The 22,305-nt window shown below is 53.0% G+C and carries 20 protein-coding genes and 1 other RNA gene; 13 read left to right on the top strand and 8 right to left on the bottom strand.

All coding sequences use genetic code 11. From position 1 onward, the window contains the following. The first annotated feature begins 11 nt into the window (after window positions 1-11). On the top strand, window positions 12-395 hold the full coding sequence (rraB, locus tag BZG83_RS09850) for a ribonuclease E inhibitor RraB (RefSeq protein ID WP_077455376.1): 384 nt from the start codon (window positions 12-14) through the stop codon (window positions 393-395). 50 nt (window positions 396-445) lie between these two features. Here rraB and BZG83_RS09845 read toward each other — a convergent pair whose 3' ends face one another. The 4 genes from BZG83_RS09845 to pepA form a co-directional block, all read right to left on the bottom strand. After that, window positions 446-829: a DUF2061 domain-containing protein gene (locus BZG83_RS09845; RefSeq protein WP_077480327.1), complete on the bottom strand. Its 384-nt coding sequence runs from the start codon at window positions 827-829 to the stop codon at window positions 446-448. A 235-nt stretch (window positions 830-1,064) separates the two neighbouring features. Then, a complete protein-coding gene (locus BZG83_RS09840; RefSeq protein ID WP_077480326.1) occupies window positions 1,065-3,923 on the bottom strand; it encodes a valine--tRNA ligase in 2,859 nt (952 codons plus the stop codon). 18 nt (window positions 3,924-3,941) lie between these two features. Beyond that, window positions 3,942-4,436, bottom strand: a complete 495-nt coding sequence (locus tag BZG83_RS09835) for a DNA polymerase III subunit chi (protein ID WP_077480325.1) — start codon at window positions 4,434-4,436, stop codon at window positions 3,942-3,944. Window positions 4,437-4,586: 150 nt separating this feature from the next. After that, window positions 4,587-6,098 (bottom strand): leucyl aminopeptidase, encoded by a 1,512-nt coding sequence (pepA, locus tag BZG83_RS09830; protein ID WP_077480324.1) that lies wholly within the window; start codon window positions 6,096-6,098, stop codon window positions 4,587-4,589. A gap of 190 nt (window positions 6,099-6,288) precedes the next feature. Between pepA and lptF the strand changes: the two genes are divergently transcribed. Together lptF and lptG are read left to right on the top strand one after the other, a co-directional pair. After that, the gene (gene lptF, locus BZG83_RS09825) at window positions 6,289-7,389 is read left to right on the top strand and encodes an LPS export ABC transporter permease LptF (protein WP_077480323.1); all 1,101 of its coding nucleotides are present in this window, start codon (window positions 6,289-6,291) and stop codon (window positions 7,387-7,389) included. Further along, window positions 7,389-8,462, top strand: a complete 1,074-nt coding sequence (lptG, locus tag BZG83_RS09820; RefSeq protein WP_069586583.1) for an LPS export ABC transporter permease LptG — start codon at window positions 7,389-7,391, stop codon at window positions 8,460-8,462. The genes lptF and lptG overlap by 1 nt, the downstream gene beginning before the upstream one ends. Before the next feature lie 85 nt (window positions 8,463-8,547). On the opposite strand, the gene BZG83_RS09815 is transcribed toward lptG, so the two are convergent. Genes BZG83_RS09815 through BZG83_RS09800 form a run of 4 tightly spaced genes read right to left on the bottom strand, consistent with a single transcriptional unit; the run spans window position 8,548 to window position 11,902 of the window. Further along, window positions 8,548-9,084 carry a BON domain-containing protein gene (locus BZG83_RS09815; protein ID WP_069586584.1) on the bottom strand — a complete coding sequence of 179 codons (537 nt, stop codon included), beginning with the start codon at window positions 9,082-9,084 and terminating at the stop codon, window positions 8,548-8,550. 2 nt (window positions 9,085-9,086) lie between these two features. Then, window positions 9,087-9,677 (bottom strand): phosphoheptose isomerase, encoded by a 591-nt coding sequence (locus BZG83_RS09810; RefSeq protein ID WP_069586585.1) that lies wholly within the window; start codon window positions 9,675-9,677, stop codon window positions 9,087-9,089. Between the two features lie 3 nt (window positions 9,678-9,680). Further along, a complete protein-coding gene (locus tag BZG83_RS09805) occupies window positions 9,681-10,046 on the bottom strand; it encodes a YraN family protein (protein ID WP_069586586.1) in 366 nt (121 codons plus the stop codon). Next, on the bottom strand, window positions 10,046-11,902 hold the full coding sequence (locus tag BZG83_RS09800; protein WP_077480322.1) for a penicillin-binding protein activator: 1,857 nt from the start codon (window positions 11,900-11,902) through the stop codon (window positions 10,046-10,048). The genes BZG83_RS09805 and BZG83_RS09800 overlap by 1 nt, the downstream gene beginning before the upstream one ends. Before the next feature lie 55 nt (window positions 11,903-11,957). Here BZG83_RS09800 and rsmI point away from each other — a divergent pair, with 55 nt between their 5' ends. The 10 genes from rsmI (at window position 11,958) to murD (ending at window position 22,272) form a co-directional block, all read left to right on the top strand. Continuing rightward, window positions 11,958-12,815, top strand: a complete 858-nt coding sequence (gene rsmI / locus BZG83_RS09795) for a 16S rRNA (cytidine(1402)-2'-O)-methyltransferase (protein WP_069586588.1) — start codon at window positions 11,958-11,960, stop codon at window positions 12,813-12,815. A 54-nt stretch (window positions 12,816-12,869) separates the two neighbouring features. Beyond that, an RNA gene (gene rnpB / locus BZG83_RS09790) (RNase P RNA component class A) lies at window positions 12,870-13,250 on the top strand. 252 nt (window positions 13,251-13,502) lie between these two features. Next, complete coding sequence (mraZ, locus tag BZG83_RS09785; protein WP_069586590.1) at window positions 13,503-13,961, top strand: division/cell wall cluster transcriptional repressor MraZ; 459 nt, start codon at window positions 13,503-13,505, stop codon at window positions 13,959-13,961. A gap of 16 nt (window positions 13,962-13,977) precedes the next feature. Continuing rightward, window positions 13,978-14,928 carry a 16S rRNA (cytosine(1402)-N(4))-methyltransferase RsmH gene (gene rsmH, locus BZG83_RS09780; protein WP_077480321.1) on the top strand — a complete coding sequence of 317 codons (951 nt, stop codon included), beginning with the start codon at window positions 13,978-13,980 and terminating at the stop codon, window positions 14,926-14,928. Between the two features lie 3 nt (window positions 14,929-14,931). Beyond that, complete coding sequence (gene ftsL, locus BZG83_RS09775; protein ID WP_069586592.1) at window positions 14,932-15,261, top strand: cell division protein FtsL; 330 nt, start codon at window positions 14,932-14,934, stop codon at window positions 15,259-15,261. Next, the gene (locus BZG83_RS09770; protein ID WP_069586593.1) at window positions 15,258-17,024 is read left to right on the top strand and encodes a penicillin-binding transpeptidase domain-containing protein; all 1,767 of its coding nucleotides are present in this window, start codon (window positions 15,258-15,260) and stop codon (window positions 17,022-17,024) included. Before ftsL ends, BZG83_RS09770 begins: the two co-directional genes overlap by 4 nt. Beyond that, window positions 17,011-18,489 (top strand): UDP-N-acetylmuramoyl-L-alanyl-D-glutamate--2,6-diaminopimelate ligase, encoded by a 1,479-nt coding sequence (gene murE, locus BZG83_RS09765; RefSeq protein ID WP_077480320.1) that lies wholly within the window; start codon window positions 17,011-17,013, stop codon window positions 18,487-18,489. Before BZG83_RS09770 ends, murE begins: the two co-directional genes overlap by 14 nt. Continuing rightward, on the top strand, window positions 18,486-19,850 hold the full coding sequence (locus BZG83_RS09760) for a UDP-N-acetylmuramoyl-tripeptide--D-alanyl-D-alanine ligase (RefSeq protein ID WP_077480319.1): 1,365 nt from the start codon (window positions 18,486-18,488) through the stop codon (window positions 19,848-19,850). Before murE ends, BZG83_RS09760 begins: the two co-directional genes overlap by 4 nt. Then, complete coding sequence (mraY, locus tag BZG83_RS09755) at window positions 19,850-20,932, top strand: phospho-N-acetylmuramoyl-pentapeptide-transferase (RefSeq protein ID WP_069586596.1); 1,083 nt, start codon at window positions 19,850-19,852, stop codon at window positions 20,930-20,932. The genes BZG83_RS09760 and mraY overlap by 1 nt, the downstream gene beginning before the upstream one ends. 2 nt (window positions 20,933-20,934) lie before the next feature. Next, complete coding sequence (gene murD / locus BZG83_RS09750) at window positions 20,935-22,272, top strand: UDP-N-acetylmuramoyl-L-alanine--D-glutamate ligase (RefSeq protein ID WP_077480318.1); 1,338 nt, start codon at window positions 20,935-20,937, stop codon at window positions 22,270-22,272. Window positions 22,273-22,305 lie beyond the last annotated feature (33 nt).

The following is a 22,305-nucleotide window of genomic DNA, read 5'->3' as shown; positions in this document are numbered from 1 at the left end:
GGAGTCGCGGCATGTCACTGGCAGAAATGATTCAAGAGCAACAAGAAGATACTCGCATGATTATTGAGGAGCTTCTGGCGGATGGAAGCGATCCGGATGCGCTTTACACTATTGAGCATCACCTATCGGCGGCCACGTTTGCTGAGTTAGAAGATGCCGCTGTTGAGGCATTTAAACTGGGCTTTGAAGTGGCGGAAGCCGAAGAGCTAGAGCTGGAAGAAGGCGGGACCATCGTCTGCTTTGATGCGGTGATGGAAACGGCACTTAATGCCGAGCGTATTGATGAGCAAGTAGAAAAGCTAATGACGCTTGCTGAAAAACACGATATCGATTACGACGGCTGGGGCACGTACTTTGAGTCGGGTGAAGACGAAGACGGCGACGACAACGAATAAGTCGGCCATCCATCCTGTTTTAAAAGCCACGATATATCGTGGCTTTTTATTTAATGATGATGCCCCACATGAAGCGGTGCGGAGTTTACCGAATGGCGACGCTGCCATACCTTTTCGTGGAAGAAGTAGGCAAGGGTGTTGATGCTTGGCTCAACCAGTGCCAGTGCGCCACCGACTAACCAATCGCCACTGATCACATAGCCCACTAAGAAGGCAACGTTAAAGTGCACCACCGCAAAGCTGGCGGTTTTCACCACGGGACGTGCGCGGCGGCTCAGTTGCCAGAGTTTTTCATGAAGATAAAACGCGCCGGTATTGACGGTGGGCTCTGTCATCGCAATCAAGCTACCTATGATGATGTCGCCCGTCAGCACATAGGCCACGGTAAAGGCGATAGAAAAGTGGATAGCGGCAAAGCTTAATGTCTTTTTCATGGTGTAGCTCCTTCGCGGCAACACGCGTTTTATCAACACTGACAGTATGTCGTGTTTATGTCGATAAATAAAAACGGTTCTCACTATCTTTTAGATAGGGCGGAGCTATCAAGTGTGGTGGATTTTTGCTGCGGCGTGCTGAGTGACGGATGGGAGAGAATAAAAAAACCACGCCAGATGGCGTGGTTTATCACGAAGGTCTATCGATTTAAAACGTCCGACGTCAACGCTCGATTTAAAGCGCTGCAATCGTGGTTTTTTGCTCACCCAGTTTGGTGAGGCTGACACGATAGTTGTCGAGTTTTTCGCGCTCTTTGGCGACCACTGCTTCAGGAGCTTTGGAGACAAAACTTTCGTTGCCGAGCTTCCCTTCGATGCGTTTGATCTCGCCTTCTACTTTGGCGATTTCTTTATCCAAGCGCGCCAGTTCGGCATCTTTGTCAATCAGACCCGCCATCGGGATCAAGATTTCTGAGCCACCAACCAAGGCAGAAGCACAGGCTGGGAGAGATTCACTACCATCCAGTACCTTGAAGCTGCCTAGTTTGGCAAGAGCGTGTAAGGTCGCGCTGTTGGTGTTCGCACGAGCGGCATCGCGTTCATCAGCGGCTTTCAGCATCACCTCAAGCGGCTGGCTTGGCGCAATATCGTACTCAGCACGTAGGTTACGGATGCTAACGATAAACTGCTTCACCCACTCAATGTCTTCTGACGCTTGGGTGTTCACGCGGCTAGCATCAAATTGCGGCAGTGGCTGCTGCATAATGGTATCGCCTTCCACACCGTCAACCAGCGGTTTGACACTTTGCCAAATCGCTTCGGTGATGTAAGGGATCACCGGATGCGCCAGACGCAAGGTTTTTTCCAATACCGTGATCAGGGTATAGCGGGTGGCACGTTGTTGTGCTTCGTCGCCTTTCCACAGGACAGGCTTGGTAAGTTCCAAGTACCAGTCACAGAATTGGTGCCAAATAAACTCATACAACACACCGGCAGCCATATCGAGACGATAGTTGTCGAGGTGAGTATTGAAGTCTTTCGCCGCTTGCTGGAACTGAGATTCAATCCACTGATCAGCCAGTGAGAATTGCATCTCGCCGCCGTTCATGCCGCAATCTTGATCTTCGGTATTCATCAGCACATAGCGGCTGGCGTTCCAAAGTTTGTTACAGAAGTTGCGGTAACCTTCAAGGCGCTTCATGTCCCAGTTGATGTCACGACCGGTAGAGGCCAGCGCTGCGAGGGTAAAACGCAGTGCATCGGTGCCGTGGGCTTCGATGCCGTTTTCAAACGTTTTACGGGTCGCTTTCTCAATTTTTTCAGCCAGCTTTGGTTGCATCATGTTGCCGGTGCGCTTCGCTACCAACTCATCGATGCCAATGCCGTCAATCATGTCGAGAGGGTCAAGGACGTTACCCTTAGATTTTGACATCTTGGCGCCGCTTTCGTCGCGGATAAGGCCGGTCATATAGACCGTCTTAAAGGGCACTTGTGGCTTACCATTTTCATCTTTGATGAAGTGCATGGTCATCATGATCATGCGCGCCACCCAGAAGAAGATGATGTCAAAGCCTGATACCAACACGTCGGTCGGGTGGAAGGTTTTCAGCGCATCGGTGTTCTCTGGCCAGCCTAGGGTACCGAACGTCCAAAGTGCCGATGAGAACCAAGTATCTAGTACGTCATCGTCTTGGCGCAGCGTTACGTCGTCTGCCAGTTGGTTTTCACGACGGACTTCGTCTTCGTCACGGCCAACATAGACATTGCCTTGGTCGTCGTACCAGGCAGGAATGCGGTGACCCCACCAAAGCTGACGAGAAATACACCAGTCTTGTACGTCACGCATCCACGCAAAGTACATATTCTCGTATTGCTTAGGTACGAATTGAATGTCGCCATCTTCTACCGCTTTTACGGCAGGCTCTGCCAGTGGTGCAGTACGTACGTACCACTGGTCGGTAAGCATTGGCTCAATGACGACGCCGCCACGATCGCCGTATGGGACAGTGAGATCGTGATCTTTGATTTCTTCCAATAAACCCAGTGCGTCAAATTCGGCCACGATCGCTTTACGCGCGGCAAAACGCTCCAAACCTTGGTAGTTGGCTGGAATATCGGTTGGGTAAGCATTGCTTGGCTGACCTTTGTGATCAAACACTTCAGCACTGTCGCGGATATCGGCGTTCAGCGTGAGAATGTTGATCATTGGCAGCTGGTGGCGCTGGCCCACTTCATAGTCGTTGAAGTCGTGCGCGGGAGTGATTTTTACACAGCCGGTGCCTTTTTCCATGTCAGCGTGCTCATCGCCCACGATAGGGATACGACGATTCACCACTGGCAGTAACACGTGCTGACCAATCAGGTCTTTGTAGCGCGGGTCTTCTGGGTTAACCGCAACACCGGTATCGCCCAGCATAGTCTCCGGACGGGTGGTGGCAACCACAATGTAGTCTTTGCCTTCGGCTGTTGTCGCGCCATCGGCAAGTGGATAACGGAAATGCCACATGTGGCCTTTCTTGTCTTTGTTTTCCACTTCGAGATCGGAAATCGCGGTGTGCAATTTCGGATCCCAGTTCACCAAACGCTTACCACGATAGATAAGATCTTCTTGGTAAAGGCGAACAAAGACTTCTTTAACGGCATTGGAAAAGCCTTCATCCATGGTGAAGCGCTCGCGATCCCAATCGACAGAGGCACCGAGACGACGCAACTGTTGCGTGATCGTGCCGCCTGATTCGCCTTTCCATTGCCAGATCTTGTCGACAAACGCGTCACGTCCGTAGTCGTGCTTGGTCTTGCCTTCTTCGGCCGCGATCTTACGTTCCACCACCATTTGTGTTGCGATACCGGCATGGTCGGTACCCACTTGCCACAAGGTGTTTTTGCCTTTCATACGCTCGGCACGGATCAAGGTATCCATAATGGTATCTTGGAACGCGTGACCCATATGCAAGCTGCCAGTGACGTTTGGCGGCGGGATCATGATGCTATAGGCATCTTTGCTGGTATCACCATGAGGTCGGAAATAGCCCGCCTCTTCCCAGCGCTGGTACAGCGCTTTTTCAATTGATTGTGGGTTATATGTCTTTTCCATAGCGCTCTTGAAAGATCGTCAAGGTTTGGGCGATTGGTCGATGGCAAGGGTTTGAAGTTGCAGGCCTGCCAGTCGGTATGCTTTATATCGGTGACGCGCGTGCTGTTTGAGCGTCTCATCGCAAGGGACGAAGTCTACCACTTGTGCAAACGAAGGCGCAAAATTTGATGCCTCTGTCGCCAAATTGATTAGCACGCTGCGGTGCCCGGAGTGACGTACACCGGGCCAACCGATTTCTACGGGTGCACCACCTCGTGGTCCTTCTCCTACCAAATTATGGGGAACAAACGTATCGGCGTCGCGCTGCCATAAGGCATCATCCAGTTGATGGGCCTGTTGCTGGTCGCGGGCGGCGAGATAAATACGTTGTCCCTGTTGATAGTAATAGAAGGCCAAATGAATCGCGGTGTCTATTAACGTTTGTTGTTCGCGCGCTTGTTGTTTGGGCGTCAATCCATCGTCAGATGACGCGCCGTCGGGTGGCGCCAACAAATAAAAGGTGGCGGTGGACATATACGCTCCTAAAGTTGAGAAACGGCCTCCGTCCCAAAAGTGTGGTGTCCGGTCAAGCGCGGGACAACCAACATAGCGGATTGTGCGCGCTGACACCAGTGTCGATTAAAGTTCAGACAAAAAAAGGAGGCCGTTTGGCCTCCTTGGCAATTACTCGACCACTTCGAGGCCAGAGCGATTCAATAAGAACTGCACCAGCAAAGGCACCGGGCGGCCGGTTGAGCCTTTTTCCTTGCCGCCGCTTTTCCATGCGGTACCGGCAATATCTAGGTGTGCCCAGTTGTATTTCTTGGCAAAGCGCGACAAGAAACAGCCCGCAGTGATGGTGCCACCACCTTTGCCACCAATGTTGGCCATATCGGCAAAGGGGCTGTCGAGCTGCTCTTGGAACTCGTCAGTCATCGGCAGACGCCAAGCGCGATCACCTGCTTGCTCAGAAGCATTGATGATTTCATGCGCCAGCGGGTTCTGGTTGGCAATCAAAGCACTGATGTGATGGCTAAGAGCCATGATGCAGGCGCCGGTTAAGGTGGCCACATCAATCACACAGTCTGGCTCATAGCGTTCAACATAAGTCAGGGCGTCACACAAGACTAAACGGCCTTCGGCATCGGTGTTGAGCACTTCCACCGTTTGGCCTGACATAGTGGTGAGAATATCGCCGGGACGATAGGCTTGGCCATCTGGCATGTTTTCACAGCCGGCGAGCACACCGACGACGTTAAGCGGTAAGTTGAGCTCGGCAAGGGCACGCATCACCCCAAAGACAGACGCGGCACCGCCCATGTCGTACTTCATTTCGTCCATGCCCGCACCGGGCTTAATGGAAATGCCGCCTGAATCGAAGGTCAGTCCTTTACCGACCAACACAATCGGTTTGGCATCTGGGTCGGGATGGCCTTTGTATTCCATGATTGACATCATCGACTCGTTTTTCGAGCCTCGGCCAACGGCAAGGTAGGTATGCATGCCGAGCTTTTCCATTTCTTGCTCGCCGATGATGCGCGTGGTGACGGTATCAAAGTCGTCGGCTAAACGACGGGCTTGCGAGGCGAGGTAAGCCGGGTTTGCCACGTTGGGTGGCATATTGCCCAAATCTTTACACGCGTTGACACCTGAAGAAACGGCTAAGCCATGCGCAATCGCACGTTCACCCAAATTCAATTCACGACGGGTTGGCACATTGAACACCAACTTGCGTAGCGGGCGACGGATTTCTGGCTTCACGCTCTTGAATTGGTTGAAGGTGTAGAGGGTGTCTTTGGTGCTTTCAACGGCTTGACGGACTTTCCAGTAGGTGTCGCGGCCTTTCACGTGCAGCTCGGTTAAGAAGCACACCGCTTCCATCGACCCGGTTTCATTAAGGGTGTTGATGGTTTTTTTGATAATCTCTTTGTATTGGCGCTCGCCAAGTTCGCGCTCTTTACCGCAGCCGACCAGCAGGACACGCTCAGACAGGACGTTCGGGACATGGTGTAGCAGGAGCACTTGGCCTGGCTTGCCTTCCAAGTCACCGCGGCGCAGTAGGGCACTGATATAGCCGTCACTGATTTTGTCGAGTTGCTCGGCGACGGGTGACAGGCGGCGAGGTTCAAATACGCCCACGACAATACAGGCACTGCGTTGCTTTTCGGGGCTACCGCTCTTTACACTGAACTCCATTTGTACTCCTAGATCCTAAAGACAATTGAGACCAAATGTTGGATAATGCCGCCTCTATGTTGTTGAACGCTCTATTGCGCCCGGATCAGCCGGCGGTCAACAAATGGCCGAAAGATTAGAAAACAACTAATTAAACCAGAAACTATAGTTATTCGAGTAAAAAAACAAGTTTTCCATAGGTGCCTTCGCTTTGATAATTGTTCGATATTTGATCCGGGAGACGGTTAAGACACAAGTTGCAGTTTTATTTGTGTTATTTCTGGTCTTTTTTAGCCAAAAGTTTATCCGTGTTCTTGCCAATGCGACAGAAGGGTCGATTCCAAGTGATCAAATTATCACCTTGGTGGGACTCTACATGCCATCCATGGCCATGTTGATGTTGCCGCTAAGTTTGTACATTGGGATATTGATCACCTTTGGTCGCTTGTACGCGGAAAGTGAAATCACGGTGATGAATGCCACCGGAATTGGTAACGAATTTTTGATCCGCGCTGCATTGTATTTGGCACTGATCACAGGTTCCGTGGCCGCCTTTAATGCGCTATGGCTAACACCTTGGGCCAATAACCAAGAGCTGAAGGTGATGGAGCAACTGGAGGCAGAGTCGGGACTGGAGCTCTTAGTACAAGGCCAGTTCCAGAGTGCACCGTCTGGACAAGCAGTGATTTTTGTCGACAACATCGAAAATGACGGCAAGACCTTGAACCGTATTTTTGTCGCCCAACCTGTGCCCCGCGAGTCGCTGCTGCCCAACGTGGTGGTGTCGGATAAAGGCTATATCTCGGAGTTGCCAGATGGGCGTCAGGTGCTCGATTTAGTCGATGGCACCCGCACCGAAGGGATCCCTAGTCGCCTTGAATATGGGGTGACCACCTATAAAAACTATCAGGTATTGATTGGCCAGCGTGAAGTGCGTGAAAAAAGCCGAGATTGGGACGCGGTGCCGACTTTGCAGCTATTTGGGGAAAGCAGCTTAAAAGCGCGTGCCGAGCTGCAGTGGCGGATCTCGCTGGTCCTGTGTATCCCGCTGATGACCATGATTGTGGTCCCGCTGTCATCGGTGAACCCTCGCCAAGGACGCTTTGCCAAGCTCTTCCCGGCGATATTGATTTATCTGGCCTATTTCTTGTCTATCAGCGCAGCAAAATCCGCGGTCGAAGATGGTGATTTACCCGCACAAATTGGTTTGTGGAGTGTTAACGTCGCGGCCTTGTTACTCGCGGTTATTTTAGCCAGTTGGGACTCATTACCTATGCGTAAACTCAAAGCCAGTTTGAAAGGAGCCGCCTGATGTTTCGCATCCTAGATTGGTATATCGGCCGCACCCTGATCGGCACCTCATCCCTGTGTTTGGCCACACTGGTTGGGTTATCCGCCATCATCAAGTTCGTCGAACAGCTGCGTTCGGTCGGGGATGGCGCTTACACCATGGGCAAAGCAATTTTCTACGTGCTGCTGAGCATGCCGCGTGACATTGAAATGTTTTTCCCCATGGCAGTATTGCTCGGCGCTCTGATTGGACTTGGGATGCTAGCATCCAGCTCCGAGCTGGTGGTAATGCAGGCGGCAGGCGTGTCGAAACTGCAAATCGGTATGTCGGTGCTGAAAACCGCGATCCCCTTGATGCTGATTGTCATGGTGCTCGGTGAATGGGGCGCGCCTGATGCGCAAAAAGCCGCCCGTGAGCTGCGTTCGATTGCTAAATCCGGCGGGAATGTCATGTCGGTACGACGCGGGGTATGGGCCAAAGATGGTAATGATTTTATTTATATTGCTCGGGCCGACGAGCAAGACAACCTCAATGGCGTAAGCATCTGGAAGTTTGATGACAACCAAGTGATGACCAATGTGGTGTTTGCCGAACGTGCCGACTACCTCGATAAAGACAGTTGGATGCTCAAAGATGTCACCATTACGCGCATGCAAAATCACACCGCCTTTACCAATGTGAAGCAAGACCAACTGGTGTGGAAAACCACGCTCACCCCCGATAAATTGGCGGTGGTGACGGTAAAACCGGAAGAGCTGCCGCTATCTGGCTTGTATAGCTATGTCACCTATCTGAAAGCCTCGCAGCAGGATGCGTCGCGCTATGAGCTCGCGTTGTGGCGAAAAGCGGTGCAGCCACTGTCGATAGCGGTGATGATGCTGTTGGCACTGAGCTTCGTGTTTGGTCCGCTTCGTAGTGTCACCATGGGCGCTCGGGTACTGTCTGGGGTGATTTTCGGGTTCGGTTTTTATATTGCTAACGAAGTGTTTGGGCCGATGAGTTTGGTGTATAAGCTGCCGCCAGCGTTAGGGGCTGTGACGCCGAGTTTGATTTTCTTGGCCGTCACCTTGCTACTCCTGAGACGCAAATTGTAGCCACCGCATCGATACATGACGAAGACAAAAAAGGCCAAGGTATGGTTTCTTTGGCCTTTTACTTGGATAAGAGCGCGGATGCGTGCTAGCGCTGGTCCGTGTACTGAAACGCTTTAATCACCTGATTGACGCCGCGAATATTGCGGGCGATATCGGCGGCTTTATCCGCTTGTGCTTGGGTCACGGCACCGAGAAGAAAGACTTCTCGTGCCTCGGTCACCACTTTGATGTTCACGCTGCGCAGGGTGTCATCGGCAACAAGCGCAGCTTTAACGCGGGTCGTGAGCCAGCTGTCGGTACTAATATCAGCCAAGCCCAGCATCGGCGCTTGGCGAATTTGGTTGTAGACCACATCCACATTGTCGAGCGCACGAATGCGGGCAACAAACTCCTCGGTCAATGCCGGATCGGCACTTTGCCCCACCAAGAGAACCTGACCTTGAAAAGCCGCGGCTTTCGCGCGGATCTTATTTCTAAACGGTGGTTTATTGACAATGCCAGCGGTATTGAGACCGATTTGTGTATCTTGCCATTCTTCGCCAGTGGTGCGCGGGTCAGAAGAGTAAACGGCGGAACAAGCCTGTAAGGTAAAGGCGAGTAAAACGGTCAATAACACACGCATGTTTATTCTCCGTGAGAAGGGAAAAGCACCTGATCAATTAAGTCACACAGGCAGTGCACGGCAAGTAGGTGACCTTCTTGAATACGCGCTGTACGCTGTGAGGGAATACGAATTTCGACATCTCGTTGGCCAAGCAAGCCTGCCATTTCGCCGCCGTCTTTGCCTGTCATGGCAATGATGGTCATATCGCGCGTCACCGCGGCTTCCATTGATTTAATGATGTCTTTGCTGTTTCCGCTCGTTGAGATGGCGAGGAGCACATCCCCGGCTTGGCCGAGCGCGCGTACTTGCTTGGAAAACACTTCATCGTGGCTGTAATCGTTCGCCACCGCCGTTAACGTGGTGGTGTCTGCGGTCAGCGCTAACGCCGGCAAGCTAGGACGCTCGGTTTCGAAGCGGTTTAGCAAACAGGAGGCGAAATGTTGCGCATTAGCTGCAGAGCCGCCATTGCCACAGCAAAGAATTTTATTGCCATTCAGCAGGCTTTGCACCATCACTTGTGCCGCTTGTGACAGATGCTCTGGGATCGCTTCTGCGGCCGCGATTTGTGTTTGAATACTCTCGGTAAAGCTTTCTTTGATGCTTTCTAGCATTACTTACCCTTCAACGATGTTTTTTATCCAGTTGATTGCTTCAACGTGGCCATCAAAGGTCACAGCGTCAAAGCGAAACTCGGTGTGGTGACTGTGAAAGCCGTGACGTTGCATCCAACGTTCGGCAGCAAGGTACAAGCGGCGGCGTTTGGTGGCGGTGATGCTTGCGGCAGCGCCGCCAAAACCTTTCCCCCGTCGGAATCGGACTTCGACGAAGACTAGGCACTTGCCCTCTTGCATGATTAAATCCAGCTCGCCGCGGCGGCTATGGGCGTTTTTATCCAGTAAGGTCAGCCCCTGTTGGAGCAGGTATTGGCAAGCATGTTGCTCGTAAGCTTGTCCCGTCTCCTTAGTTGGCTGACCTTGCATTACTGGCTTGCTCCGTTATCTGTCGGGGCAACCGGCTCGATGTCGGTTTTGCCAAAGCGTGCCCACTGCATTTTACGGTTAATGACGCAGTTGTCACCGAGCGACAGTTGTCCGGTTTGACCATTAACCTGATAACCGGGCAGCGCTTGCATTTGGGGCAGGCCGGTTAGCAGGGCGTAAGCATCGACCCCCAGCGCATGTAAGCGCGCGGTATTATTACTTTGTGCTGGGTGGCGACGCGCATGTTGCTGGTGTGCTTCGCTGTCTGGGCTGATCAGAAGAGGGACATCGCTAAACTCAATGCCTTGTAACTCGCCCAGTTGTCCCATGCCATCGGCGCGGTTGTTGCTGCGTGAGCTGGCATACAGTTTAGGCGGAACCACATCAGGATTAATCGCCACTTCGATGAAAGGTTTCAACAAGGTCAGATCGGCGGCACCGGCTACCATGTAAACCGCATCGATATCGCGACGACTTCTTGGCTGCGATAACAAAGGCAGATCGGTCAGCTGTTTCATTTGCTGAATACGGCGCTGACTCCCGTCTAATCCGAAAATGGATTGAATGCGGGCTTGCATGCCACTGCGATCACCAAAGGCGGCTTGCTCCGGTTGGGTGTCCGTCAAAGCCTGCCAGCGGGTGGAAAACGCTTCGCTCATTCGACGCCCAAAGGTGGAGTCAGGATACAGCACCATCGGGAATTGATAGCCTTGGTTATAAAGGTGATCGGCGGCTTGTGCTGCTTCTTGCTCGGGAGAAAGGGTGAAATAACACACACCGGGAGTGAAACTATCATCGTTGGGCTGGTTCAATGCCAACAAAGGCACTTGACCGGCGATTGCCTCACTGACTGCGGCGACCATGTGTTTTTGGAGCGGGCCAACCACAAAGTCGAGACGATCGTCTTGCACGCGCTGTTCAAGGGCCTGCATATCGAGCGCATTGGTGTCGTAGAAAAACACCGTCGGCTTTTGCTCACTCTTGTCATCGAGCATGGCTTCAACAAAGCCGTCGCGAATGGCATCCCCTTGTTCGGCAAACTTGTCACTCAGTGGCAGCATCACACCGACACGTGTTGGTTGGGTGATGGTAAGCGACTGAATATCTGCCAAGTTGTCAGGCAAGTACCGATTGGCCGGATGCGCGGGGTGCTGGCTCAAGTAATCATTTAGCGCGGTTTGCATTTGAGCTGGATCGCGGCTGTAGCGCCGTGCAATGTCTAGCAAGCGAACCCAACCGGCGAGAATGTCATCATCGCCGCTTTCAATCCGTTTCACTTCGCGCTGGTTTAATTGCTGCAAATCTTGCCACAAAGTATTCCACGCTTGGCGAGCCTCGTTGCCTTCCAAATAGCCAGCGGCCAAGCGTTGGTTGGTCACCGCGGCGAAGGCATTGCTTTGCTGACGCGCAATGGTGGCTTTTTGACGATAAAAACGCGCGCGCTGCTCGGCACTCAACTGCCAACTTGGGTTGAGGGTGAGTGCTTCGTCAGCTTGAGGGAGCTTGCCGGTTTCCGCTAGAAAGCGTGCCCGTGTCAGCGTCCACTCGATCTGTTGATCGGTGGTAAGAGGACGTCGTTCCAAGCGTTGGAGTAAAACGTCTGCTTGGTTGAACTGTTGCTCGTTAATGAGCGCCTTGATTGCCAGTAAAAACCAGTCATTTTGCTGGTTGCCTTCACTGGTTTCCGCTTGCAGCAGGTAGAAGGTTGAGTTCTCCTTCGCCGGTTGACTGATCGCATGGCGAGCTGTGGGTCCTGTGGTTGGCGCGCTACAGGCCGCCAGTGCCAACGCCAAGGCTACAGGCGTGACAAGTCGTGTTACACTTTGACGCTTCTGGGTAAGTTTAAGCATGAACATGTTTCAACCGTGACAACGTTGCCCCTATCTTAATCGCCGAAGGGTTGTTAAACAAATGACTGATGCAAATCTATCCGAGCGGGCACTTCCCACGCTATATATTGTACCGACGCCAATCGGCAATTTGGCTGACATCACGCAACGTGCGTTAGAGGTGTTAGCCAATGTTGACCTGATTGCCGCCGAAGATACGCGGCACACGGCTCGATTATTGTCGCATTTCTCGATTAGCACCAAAACGTTTGCCCTGCACGAACATAATGAGCAGCAAAAAGCGGCTGCGCTGATTAATCGCTTACAGCAAGGTCAGTCGATAGCTCTGGTCTCCGATGCGGGCACGCCGCTGATCAGTGACCCAGGCTATCACCTTGTGACGCAATGCCGCGACGCGGGGATCCGAGTGGTGCCGCTGCCGGGCGCGTGTGCGGTGGTGACTGCATTGAGTGCATCAGGCTTGCCTTCAGACCGCTTTAGTTTTGAAGGGTTCCTGCCGCCGAAAACGAAAGCCCGTCAAGACACGTTCCGTGATTTAGCCGATGACCCGCGCACCTTGATTTTTTATGAGTCGCCGCACCGTATCCGCGATAGTTTGGCCGATATGCTGGCAGTGCTTGGGCCAGAACGTCGCGTGGTACTGGCGCGCGAGCTCACCAAAACCTTTGAAACCATTCACGGCGCGCCCTTGGGGACATTAATTGAATGGTTGAATGAAGACCCCAACCGCTTAAAAGGCGAGATGGTGTTGCTAGTGGCTGGCCACCGTGCGGATAAAAATGCGTTGCCACAGTCCGCCTGTCGCGCATTAGGGTTACTTGCCGCTGAGCTACCTCTTAAAAAAGCGGCGGCGTTAGTCGCGGAACTGTATTCGGTTAAAAAGAACGCACTCTATAAGTGGGGCTTGGAGAATCTGTAACTGGGCGTGATTTTGGCTGGCTTGCGCTAACAATCTTCTATATACTCCCCCGCTCGAGTTGGCCGGGTAACCGCTGCTTTATTGATGTCCTTTGGGAGACTGATAAAGGGGAGGAAAGTCCGGGCTCCTCAGGGCAGGGTGCCAGGTAACGCCTGGGGGGCGTGAGCCTACGACCAGTGCAGCAGAGAGTAGACCGCCGATGGCTCTTCGGAGCACAGGTAAGGGTGAAAGGGTGCGGTAAGAGCGCACCGCGCGTCTGGCAACAGTTCGTGGCACGGTAAACTCCACCCGGAGCAAGACCAAATAGGTCCCTATTGGCGCGGCCCGCGTTTGGGGACGGGTAGGTTGCTGGAGCCTGTGAGCGATTGCAGGCCTAGACGAATGGTTACCGCCGTTTTTACGGTACAGAACCCGGCTTACAGGCCAACTCAACCGCATTTATAGGCGAGCCTTTTTGGGCTCGCCTTCTTGTTTTCAGCGATTGGTCAGATGATTTAGTTATATTGCTATCAATAGTCGATAGGTGAACACAGACTAACCAGCTGAATTGCCTCTTTTATTTCATAATGTGTGATCGTAATCACTTTCGTGACTCGCTTGACTTTCTTTTTACCTGCTACGTACACTTCTGGGTGGGAAAATGTGGTGTAAAGTGGATAATTTTGGTGAAAAAGGGAAAATAACGCCATGTTACGAGGCGTCAGCGCCATTTCGGTCGATAAAAAAGGACGGCTTGCCTTGCCGACCCGTTATCGTGATGCGTTAGTCGCGCATTGCGAAGGCCGCTTTGTGTGCACCATTGATCACCAACTCCCTTGCTTGGCCTTATATCCGGTCCCTGAATGGGAAGTGATTGAAGACAAGCTCTCAAAATTATCCAGCTTTCAGCCTGCAGAGCGGCGTCTCCAGCGTTTGTTGCTTGGGCACGCATTTGATTGCGAAATGGACGGACAAGGGCGACTGCTGCTTGGGTCCACGTTGCGCCAATATGCCGGACTGGATGGCAAAGCGATGTTGGTCGGCCAGCTCAACAAATTTGAAATTTGGGATGAGCAAACCTGGCAGCAGCAAATTCGTCAGGATATGGATACACAGGCGGAGTCAAACCACCTCATCAGTGAACGATTAGCAGATCTGTCACTGTAATTAATGAAGCGAATTTATGTCAGAACAATATACCCATGTATCCGTCCTTTTAAATGAGTCTGTGGACGGCCTTGCCATTAAACCTGACGGCATTTATGTCGACGGCACCTTTGGCCGTGGCGGCCACTCGCGACATATTTTGTCTCAGTTGGGCGAGAACGGGCGCTTGTATGCGATTGATCGCGATCCTCGTGCCATCGAAGAAGCGGGCACCATCAAGGATCCGCGTTTTCAAATTATTCATGGGCCATTTTCGGGCATTGAAACCTACCTCACCGATTTAGGATTGGCAGGAAAAGTCGATGGTGTGTTGCTCGATTTGGGCGTGTCGTCGCCACAGTTGGATGATCCGACCCGTGGCTTTAGCTTTTTGCGCGATGGGCCGCTCGATATGCGTATGGACCCGACTGCTGGCCAGTCTGCTGCGCAGTGGTTGGAAACTGCAAGCGCCGATGACATTGCTTGGGTGCTAAAAGTCTTTGGTGAAGAACGCTTTGCCAAGCGGATTGCCCATGCGATCGTCAAATACCGTGAAGATGAAGAGACCCCGCCGCTTGAAACCACCAGTCAACTGGCCAAGTTGATCGATAATACGGTGCCGTTTAAAGAGAAGAAAAAGCACCCCGCGACTCGCAGCTTTCAGGCGATCCGCATTTATATCAACAGTGAGCTCGATGAGATAGAACTGGCTCTGCAAGGCGCATTGGCGGTGTTAGCGCCTCAAGGACGCTTATCGGTGATCAGTTTCCACTCACTCGAAGATCGCATGGTGAAACGCTTTATTCGCAAACAAAGCAAAGGGCCGGAGGTGCCGAAAGGGGTGCCTCTGACTGAGGCGCAGATTGCTGAACTTGGTTCGGCGGCGATGAAACCCATCGGTAAAGCGATCAAACCATCGTCACAAGAAATTGAACACAATGCCCGTGCACGCAGTTCGGTGCTGCGTGTAGCAGAAAAGCTTGGATAAATCATGGAAAGACGCCCGAGCCTCGCTAAACAAATTCGCCACGACCTACTGGCAGTAGGCAAGGTGCCTTTGTTGCTGCTCGGCGCTGTGCTGGTGTCGGCAATTGCGGTGGTATTGATGACACAATCCACCCGCAACTTGATTGCTAAACAAGATGCGTTGCTCGACCAGCGTGAAACCTTAGAAGTGGAATGGCGAAACCAACTGTTGGAGGAAAACTCCCTGTCGGAACATAGCCATGTCGAATCTGTGGCGCGAAACGCGTTTGGTATGATTCGGCCCACGCAAAAAAATGAAGTGATCGTTAAACGACCCTTGAGTACGAACCCGTGAAAAAGCGTACCCAGAAGCCAGCAAATCGACGCACGCCAAAAGCGCCACCTGTTTTTATCAAGTGGCGCTTTGGCCTTATTTGTGTGTTTATTGGTCTTGCGTTCGCCGCACTGGTGGCTCGGGCGGCTTTTATTCAAGTAATTGAGCCCGACCGTTTACGCTACGAAGGGGACTTACGTTCGGTCAGGGTGGAAGAAGTACATTCCGCCCGTGGGATGATATCCGACCGCAATGGTGAGCCTTTGGCGGTCAGTGTGCCTGTCCAAGCAGTCTGGGCGGATCCTGTCACGGTATTTAAGCATCAGGGATTAGCGAAAAAAGATCGTTGGTACGCACTTGCGGATGTGTTGGGACTGGATCGCCAAGCTCTGATCGACAAAATTGAAGCAAACCGCAACCGCCGTTTTATCTACCTGCAACGCCAAGTCCGCCCGGCCATGGCGTCTTATGTCAACAAGCTCGACCTGCCCGGGGTGGGCTTAAAAGAAGAGTCTCGTCGTTTTTACCCTAGTGCCGAAGTGAGTGCTCACTTGGTGGGTGTGACTGGTATCGACGGTCACGGTTTGGAAGGGATTGAACGCCGTTACGATGAGTGGCTTACCGGTGAACATGGCAAACGTACCGTACGCAAAGACCGCTTTGGTCGCGTGGTAGAGCACATTGCCACCGAAGATAAAAAAGAAGGCCAACCCATCGCATTGAGTATTGATCAGCGCCTGCAAGCCATTGCTTATCGCGCGATTAAGCAAGCGGTCGCAGATTACCGCGCTACGTCTGGTTCACTGGTGATGGTGGATGTCAAAACCGGTGAAGTACTCGCCATGGTCAATGCGCCTTCCTATAACCCCAATAACCGTGGTGATCTGAAAAGCTTTAATATGCGCAACCGTGCGATCACCGATGTGTTTGAGCCCGGCTCCACCATGAAGCCTTTTGTGGTGCTGACGGCGTTGGAAAATGGGGTCGCCGACATGAATACCGTGATTGATACCGGAAACGGCATCATGCAAATCGGCGGCAGCCGCGTGCGTGATGTATCGAAAGTCGGCAAAGCCAATCTGGCGCGCATTCTCAAAAAATCCAGCAACATAGGTGTCAGTAAGCTGTCATTGGCAATGCCGGTCGAAACCTTACTTGGTGAGTATGGCAGTTTTGGTTTGGGGGCGAGCACTGGCGTTGAGCTGGTTGGGGAGTCGGTAGGTATTTTCCCGACCCGTCGCCGGTGGTCCGATTTTGAACGTGCGACCTTAGCGTTTGGTTATGGTTTGTCGGTCACGCCTGCACAGCTTGCCCGTGCTTATGCCACCTTGGGCTCACTGGGTGTGAATCGTCCGTTGAGCATCATCAAGCATGAAGGGGTGACAGAAGGCAAACAAGTCGCTACCCGCGACAATGTCTATAAAGTGCTGCAGATGCTAGAAGGTGTCACTCAAGAAGGTGGCAGTGCACGTCGTGCGGCGGTGGATGGTTATCGTGTTGGTGCTAAAACCGGGACGGCAAAAGTCGCGGTCGCGGGAGGATACGGTGACGAATACATTGGCTACACCGCGGGGCTGGCGCCGATCAGTAACCCACGACTCGCGATGGTGGTGGTGATCAACGAACCCCAAGGTGACAAGTATTATGGCGGCCAAGTGGCAGCCCCAGTATTTTCGAGCGTGATGAAAAGTGCGCTTCAGATTTTAAATATTGCTCCGGATGCTCAGACCGGCCCGGGGCTTCAAGTAGCTCAGCGTTCTAACCAAGTGGATGCGAATGAATGATTTAAAGCAGTGGCTAAGCCCTTGGCTAGCTGATGCACCGAGTATCACAGTAAACCGACTCACGTTGGACAGTCGCCAAGTGACGTCAGGAGATGTGTTTGTTGCCATTGCCGGCCATCAAGTGGATGGCCGGCGGTTTATTCCTGCGGCCATCGAGGCTGGTGCGGTGGCGATTGTTCAGCAAGCCGATGATGCAATGGCACGTCTTGATTGGCACCACGAGGTGCCGGTTATCTCTTTACCGGACCTCCCCACCATGCTGTCAGCGTTGGCGGCTCGTTTCTATCACGACCCGCAGCAGCGAATCGGCTTGATTGGCGTGACCGGCACCAACGGTAAGACCACGGTGTCGCAGCTAATTGCACAATGGCTTGATGCGCTAAATGCGCCCACCGCGGTGATGGGCACCACAGGCAATGGCTTTATCGGCCGACTGCAGGCCGCGGAAAATACCACTGGCGATGCCATTAGTATTCAAGCGCAGTTAGCGACCTTTGCCGACCAAGGCGCCAAGCATGTAGCGATGGAAGTGTCCTCGCATGGATTGGTGCAAGGCCGCGTGGCGAGCTTGGCCTTTGATGCGGCGGTATTTACCAATCTCAGCCACGACCACCTTGATTATCACGGCACCTTAGCGGCATACGCTGAGGCGAAAAAGCAGCTTTTCTCATTGGGTAATCCGCTCAAAGTGATTAATGCCGATGATAAGGTGGGACGCCAATGGCTACGCGAGTGGCCCGAGGCGATTGCGGTCGCGCTGCACGCAGATTCTTTGCAACACCACGTCGGCCCTTATGTGCGTGCCACCCAGATTGATTTTGCCACCGACGGCGTGCGTGTGATGGTCGAAACCAGTTGGGGGCAAGGGGAGTTGAATGCTGCCTTGGTGGGGGATTTTAACGTCAGCAATCTCTTGGTCAGCTTGGCGACCCTATTAGGCTTAGGCTATTCACTGGATGCCTTGTTAGCCACTAGCGATCAATTGAACGCCGTCATTGGCCGGATGGAGGTTTTTCTTGCTCCTGACAAACCGACCATGGTGGTTGACTATGCTCACACGCCCGATGCGCTGGAGAAGGCACTGATCGCACTGCGCCGCCACTGTCGGGGTAAGTTGTGGTGTGTATTTGGCTGCGGCGGCGATCGCGATACTCGCAAGCGTCCGGTGATGGCTCGCATCGCAGAGCAATATGCCGATCAGGCGGTATTGACTAACGATAACCCGCGCAGTGAAGCGCCCAATGCGATTACCGATGACATGCTTGCTGGGATGCAGGCCCCCGATAACGCGTGGGTGGAGCACGATCGCGCGCGTGCGTTGTCACGGGTGATGCAGGCGGCCAAGGCTGACGATATCGTGCTGGTCGCGGGCAAAGGCCATGAAGACTACCAAGTCCTTGCCGACGGCAAAGTGCATTATTCCGACCGTGAAACCGTGGCTGCGTTACTGAAGGAGTTACCATGATTACCACCGCACTCACAACTTTTGCTGATGTTTTGGCCGCGCAATGGCACGGTGTGGACACCCCGCCGACGCTGGATGTTGCCGCGATCACTACAGATACCCGACAGGTGTCTGAAGGCGCGCTATTTGTGGCGTTGAAAGGCGAACGGTTTGATGGGCACGACTTTGCAGAACAAGCCAAGCAGGCGGGCGCTGTAGCTCTGGTGGTATCGACACCGCTGGATATCGACTTGCCGCAATTGGTGGTCAACGATACCCGTATCGCACTGGGCCAGCTGGGCGCGTGGGTTAAAGCGCAGTGTCAGGTTCCTACTATCGCGATTACGGGCAGCTGTGGCAAAACCACGGTCAAAGAAATGCTCGCGTCCATTTTGTCGCGCAAAGGGAAGACCTTGGCCACCGCAGGCAATTTTAATAACGATATCGGGGTGCCGCTCACCTTGTTTCGTCTCACGCCCGATCATGACTATGCGGTGATTGAGCTGGGGGCGAACCATATCGGTGAAATTGCATACACCACATCGCTTGTCAAACCGGATATTGCCATGGTGACCAACCTTGCAGCTGCCCACCTTGAAGGGTTTGGCTCGCTAGAGGGGGTCGCGACCGCCAAAGGTGAAATCTATCAAGGCCTGCCTCAAGGCGGCATTGCGCTGGTTAACGCGCAAAGCCATGGCGGTGAGAAATGGCAAGCCGTGTTGGCAGACAAAAACGTGATTCAGGTGACTGAGCAAGCGGCTGCGCCTTTGCAACTGGTGGAGAGCGAGCTGGTCGAGGCGGGCTGCTACCGCTTAGTGTTCAGTGACGGCGAGCAGCAATCTACGGTGACGTTACCGCTGCCCGGCAAACACAATATTACCAATGCATTGATGGCCGGGTGTGCCGCGATGCAGTTACCGGGCGTGACCTTAGAGGACGTTACTCAAGGACTTGCGGCGATGAAAAATGCCGCAGGTCGCACCGAAGTGAGTGAGCCGCGTGCCGGACTGCGCTTGATTGACGATACCTACAATGCCAGCGTTCCGGCGATGAAATCCGCCATCGACGTGCTTGCCAGTTATTCTGGCGAGCGTTGGTTGATTTTAGGCGATATGGCCGAGCTAGGGCAGTACAGCGAACAAATGCACCGAGATGTGGGTGAGCACGCCGCTAAGGCGGGGCTGACGCAGGTGTTTACCACAGGAACCGATAGCCGTGTGATCAGTGAATGCTGTCACGGCCGTCATTTTGACTCAAAAGACGCGCTGATCGCGCATGTAGTAACCATGATGAAAACACATAATCCCGACACCATTTTGGTCAAAGGCGCCCGAGGTATGGCGATGGAGGCGGTTGTTGCCGCCATTAAGGAGGCCTGCTGATGCTGGTATGGTTAGCTGAGGCATTGCAGGGCTTTTTCCCGTCGATGCGACTGTTTGAATATTTGACCTTTCGCGCCATTGTGAGTGCGTTAACTGCGCTGGTGTTCTCGTTATGGATGGGGCCTAGATTGATCAAATATCTGCAATCGATGCAGATTGGCCAAGTGGTACGAGAAGAAGGGCCCGAATCGCACTTTAGCAAGCGTGGTACACCTACGATGGGCGGGGTGCTTATCCTAGCCGCCATTACCCTGACCGTCTTTTTATGGGCAGATTTATCGAACCCCTATGTGTGGGCGGTGATGGTAGTGTTGCTAGGGTACGGTACGGTCGGCTTTGTCGATGATTATCGCAAAGTGGTGCGCAAAAACACCGATGGCTTAATTGCACGTTGGAAGTATTTTTGGCAATCCGCCATTGCGCTAGGTGTGGCGTTTGCGCTGTATGCGCACGGTAGTGACACCGCCGCGACCCAACTGGTTGTTCCCTTTTTCAAAGATGTGATGCCTCAACTGGGGCTGTTTTATATCGTCTTTACCTATTTTGTGATTGTTGGTACCAGTAATGCGGTGAACCTAACCGATGGGTTGGATGGTCTTGCGATTTTGCCGACGGTGATGGTCGCGGGAGGCTTTGCGTTTATTGCGTGGGCAACGGGGAATGTGAACTTTGCCAGCTATCTGCATATCCCTTACATCAAATACAGCAGTGAGCTGGTGGTGGTGTGTGCGGCTATTGTCGGCGCTGGCTTAGGCTTTTTGTGGTTTAACACCTATCCAGCCCAAGTATTCATGGGCGATGTCGGCTCGTTGGCCCTCGGTGGCGCGCTAGGCACCATTGCTGTCTTGGTGCGCCAAGAATTGCTGTTGATCATCATGGGCGGCGTGTTTGTGATGGAAACCGTGTCGGTGATCTTGCAAGTCGGCTCTTATAAATTGCGTGGGCAGCGCATTTTCCGTATGGCACCGATTCATCATCACTATGAATTAAAAGGGTGGCCGGAGCCGCGAGTCATTGTCCGCTTTTGGATTATTTCTTTGATGCTGGTGCTGATTGCACTGGCAACGCTGAAGGTACGTTAATCATGTCAACCGTGAGCCAGCGTTCGTTAACCGAGTTTGATCATATCGTGGTGATGGGCTTGGGGGTGACTGGATTATCCGTGGTGCGCTTTATTGCCCGCCACCATCCTCAAGCGACGATTCGCGTGATGGATTCGCGTCTTCAACCTCCCGGGTGTGATCAACTGCCGGCTCAGGTGACATTACATACCGGCAGCTGGCAGGAACAGTGGTTAGCCGACGCCGATCTGGTGGTGACTAACCCCGGCATTGCGCTGACGACGCCCGCGCTTGGCCCTGTTCATCAAGCGGGCATCCCCATCGTTGGCGATATTGAGCTCTTTGCGTGGTATTGCGATAAGCCGGTGGTCGCCATCACCGGCTCGAACGGAAAAAGCACCGTCACCGCCTTAGTGGGCGAGATGGCGAAAGCGGCGGGTATCCGTGTGGGTGTGGGTGGCAATATCGGTGTCGCGGCGCTTGATTTACTCGACCAAGGGCATGACTTATATGTGCTGGAGCTGTCGAGCTTTCAACTGGAAACCACGGCGTCATTGGCGTTGAATGGCGCCGCGTTTTTAAACTTTTCTGAAGATCACATGGATCGTTACGACAGCTTGGCTGATTATCGCGCGGCCAAGTTACGTATTTTCGCTCACGCACTCACCCGGATTGCCAACGCTGATGATAAAGCAACACACAGTGAGCAACCTCTCGTTTTATTTGGCTTTCAGCAAGGCGACTATCGCCTTATCAGCCATCAAGGCCAAGAGTGGCTCAGTGTGGAAGGTGTTCCTGTCCTGCCCGTTGCCGAACTGGCGCTCGTTGGGCGTCATAATGTCGCCAATTGCTTAGCGGCAATGGCATTGGCAGACAGTGTCGGTATCGATCGCGATGGACAAGTTCAGGCGATGCAAACCTATACTGGCTTGCCTCATCGTTGCCAGACGGTGGCAACGATCAACGGCGTAACTTGGGTCAATGATTCCAAAGCGACCAATGTGGCCAGCACGTTAGCCGCTTTGGATGGCTTAACGCTGCAAGGGCAGCTTCATCTGCTACTCGGTGGTGATGGTAAAGGTGCGGATTTTCATGCGCTTCAACCTGTGTTGGATAAGCTATCTGCCCAGCTATATTGCTTTGGGCAAGATGGTGACAAACTGGCTGCATTGAGCCGTTCGTCGCATCGTTTTGAGACCTTGGAGCAGGCGATTGATGTCATTGCCCAACACGTTGCACCGGGTGATATGGTGCTATTGTCACCAGCCTGTTCGAGCCTCGATCAGTTCGCCAACTTTATGGCACGTGGCGATGCCTTTGCCGATGCTGTCAAACAACTAACCGTGAGTGATGCCCGATGATACGCACTTGGCCCAAACAGTGTTGGTCTTGGC

Source organism: Salinivibrio sp. PR919 (assembly GCF_001995355.1).
Classification (GTDB): Bacteria; Pseudomonadota; Gammaproteobacteria; order Enterobacterales; family Vibrionaceae; genus Salinivibrio; species Salinivibrio proteolyticus.
Note: the sequence above shows the minus strand (reverse complement) of the source record. Positions and strands in the feature narration are given on the sequence as shown.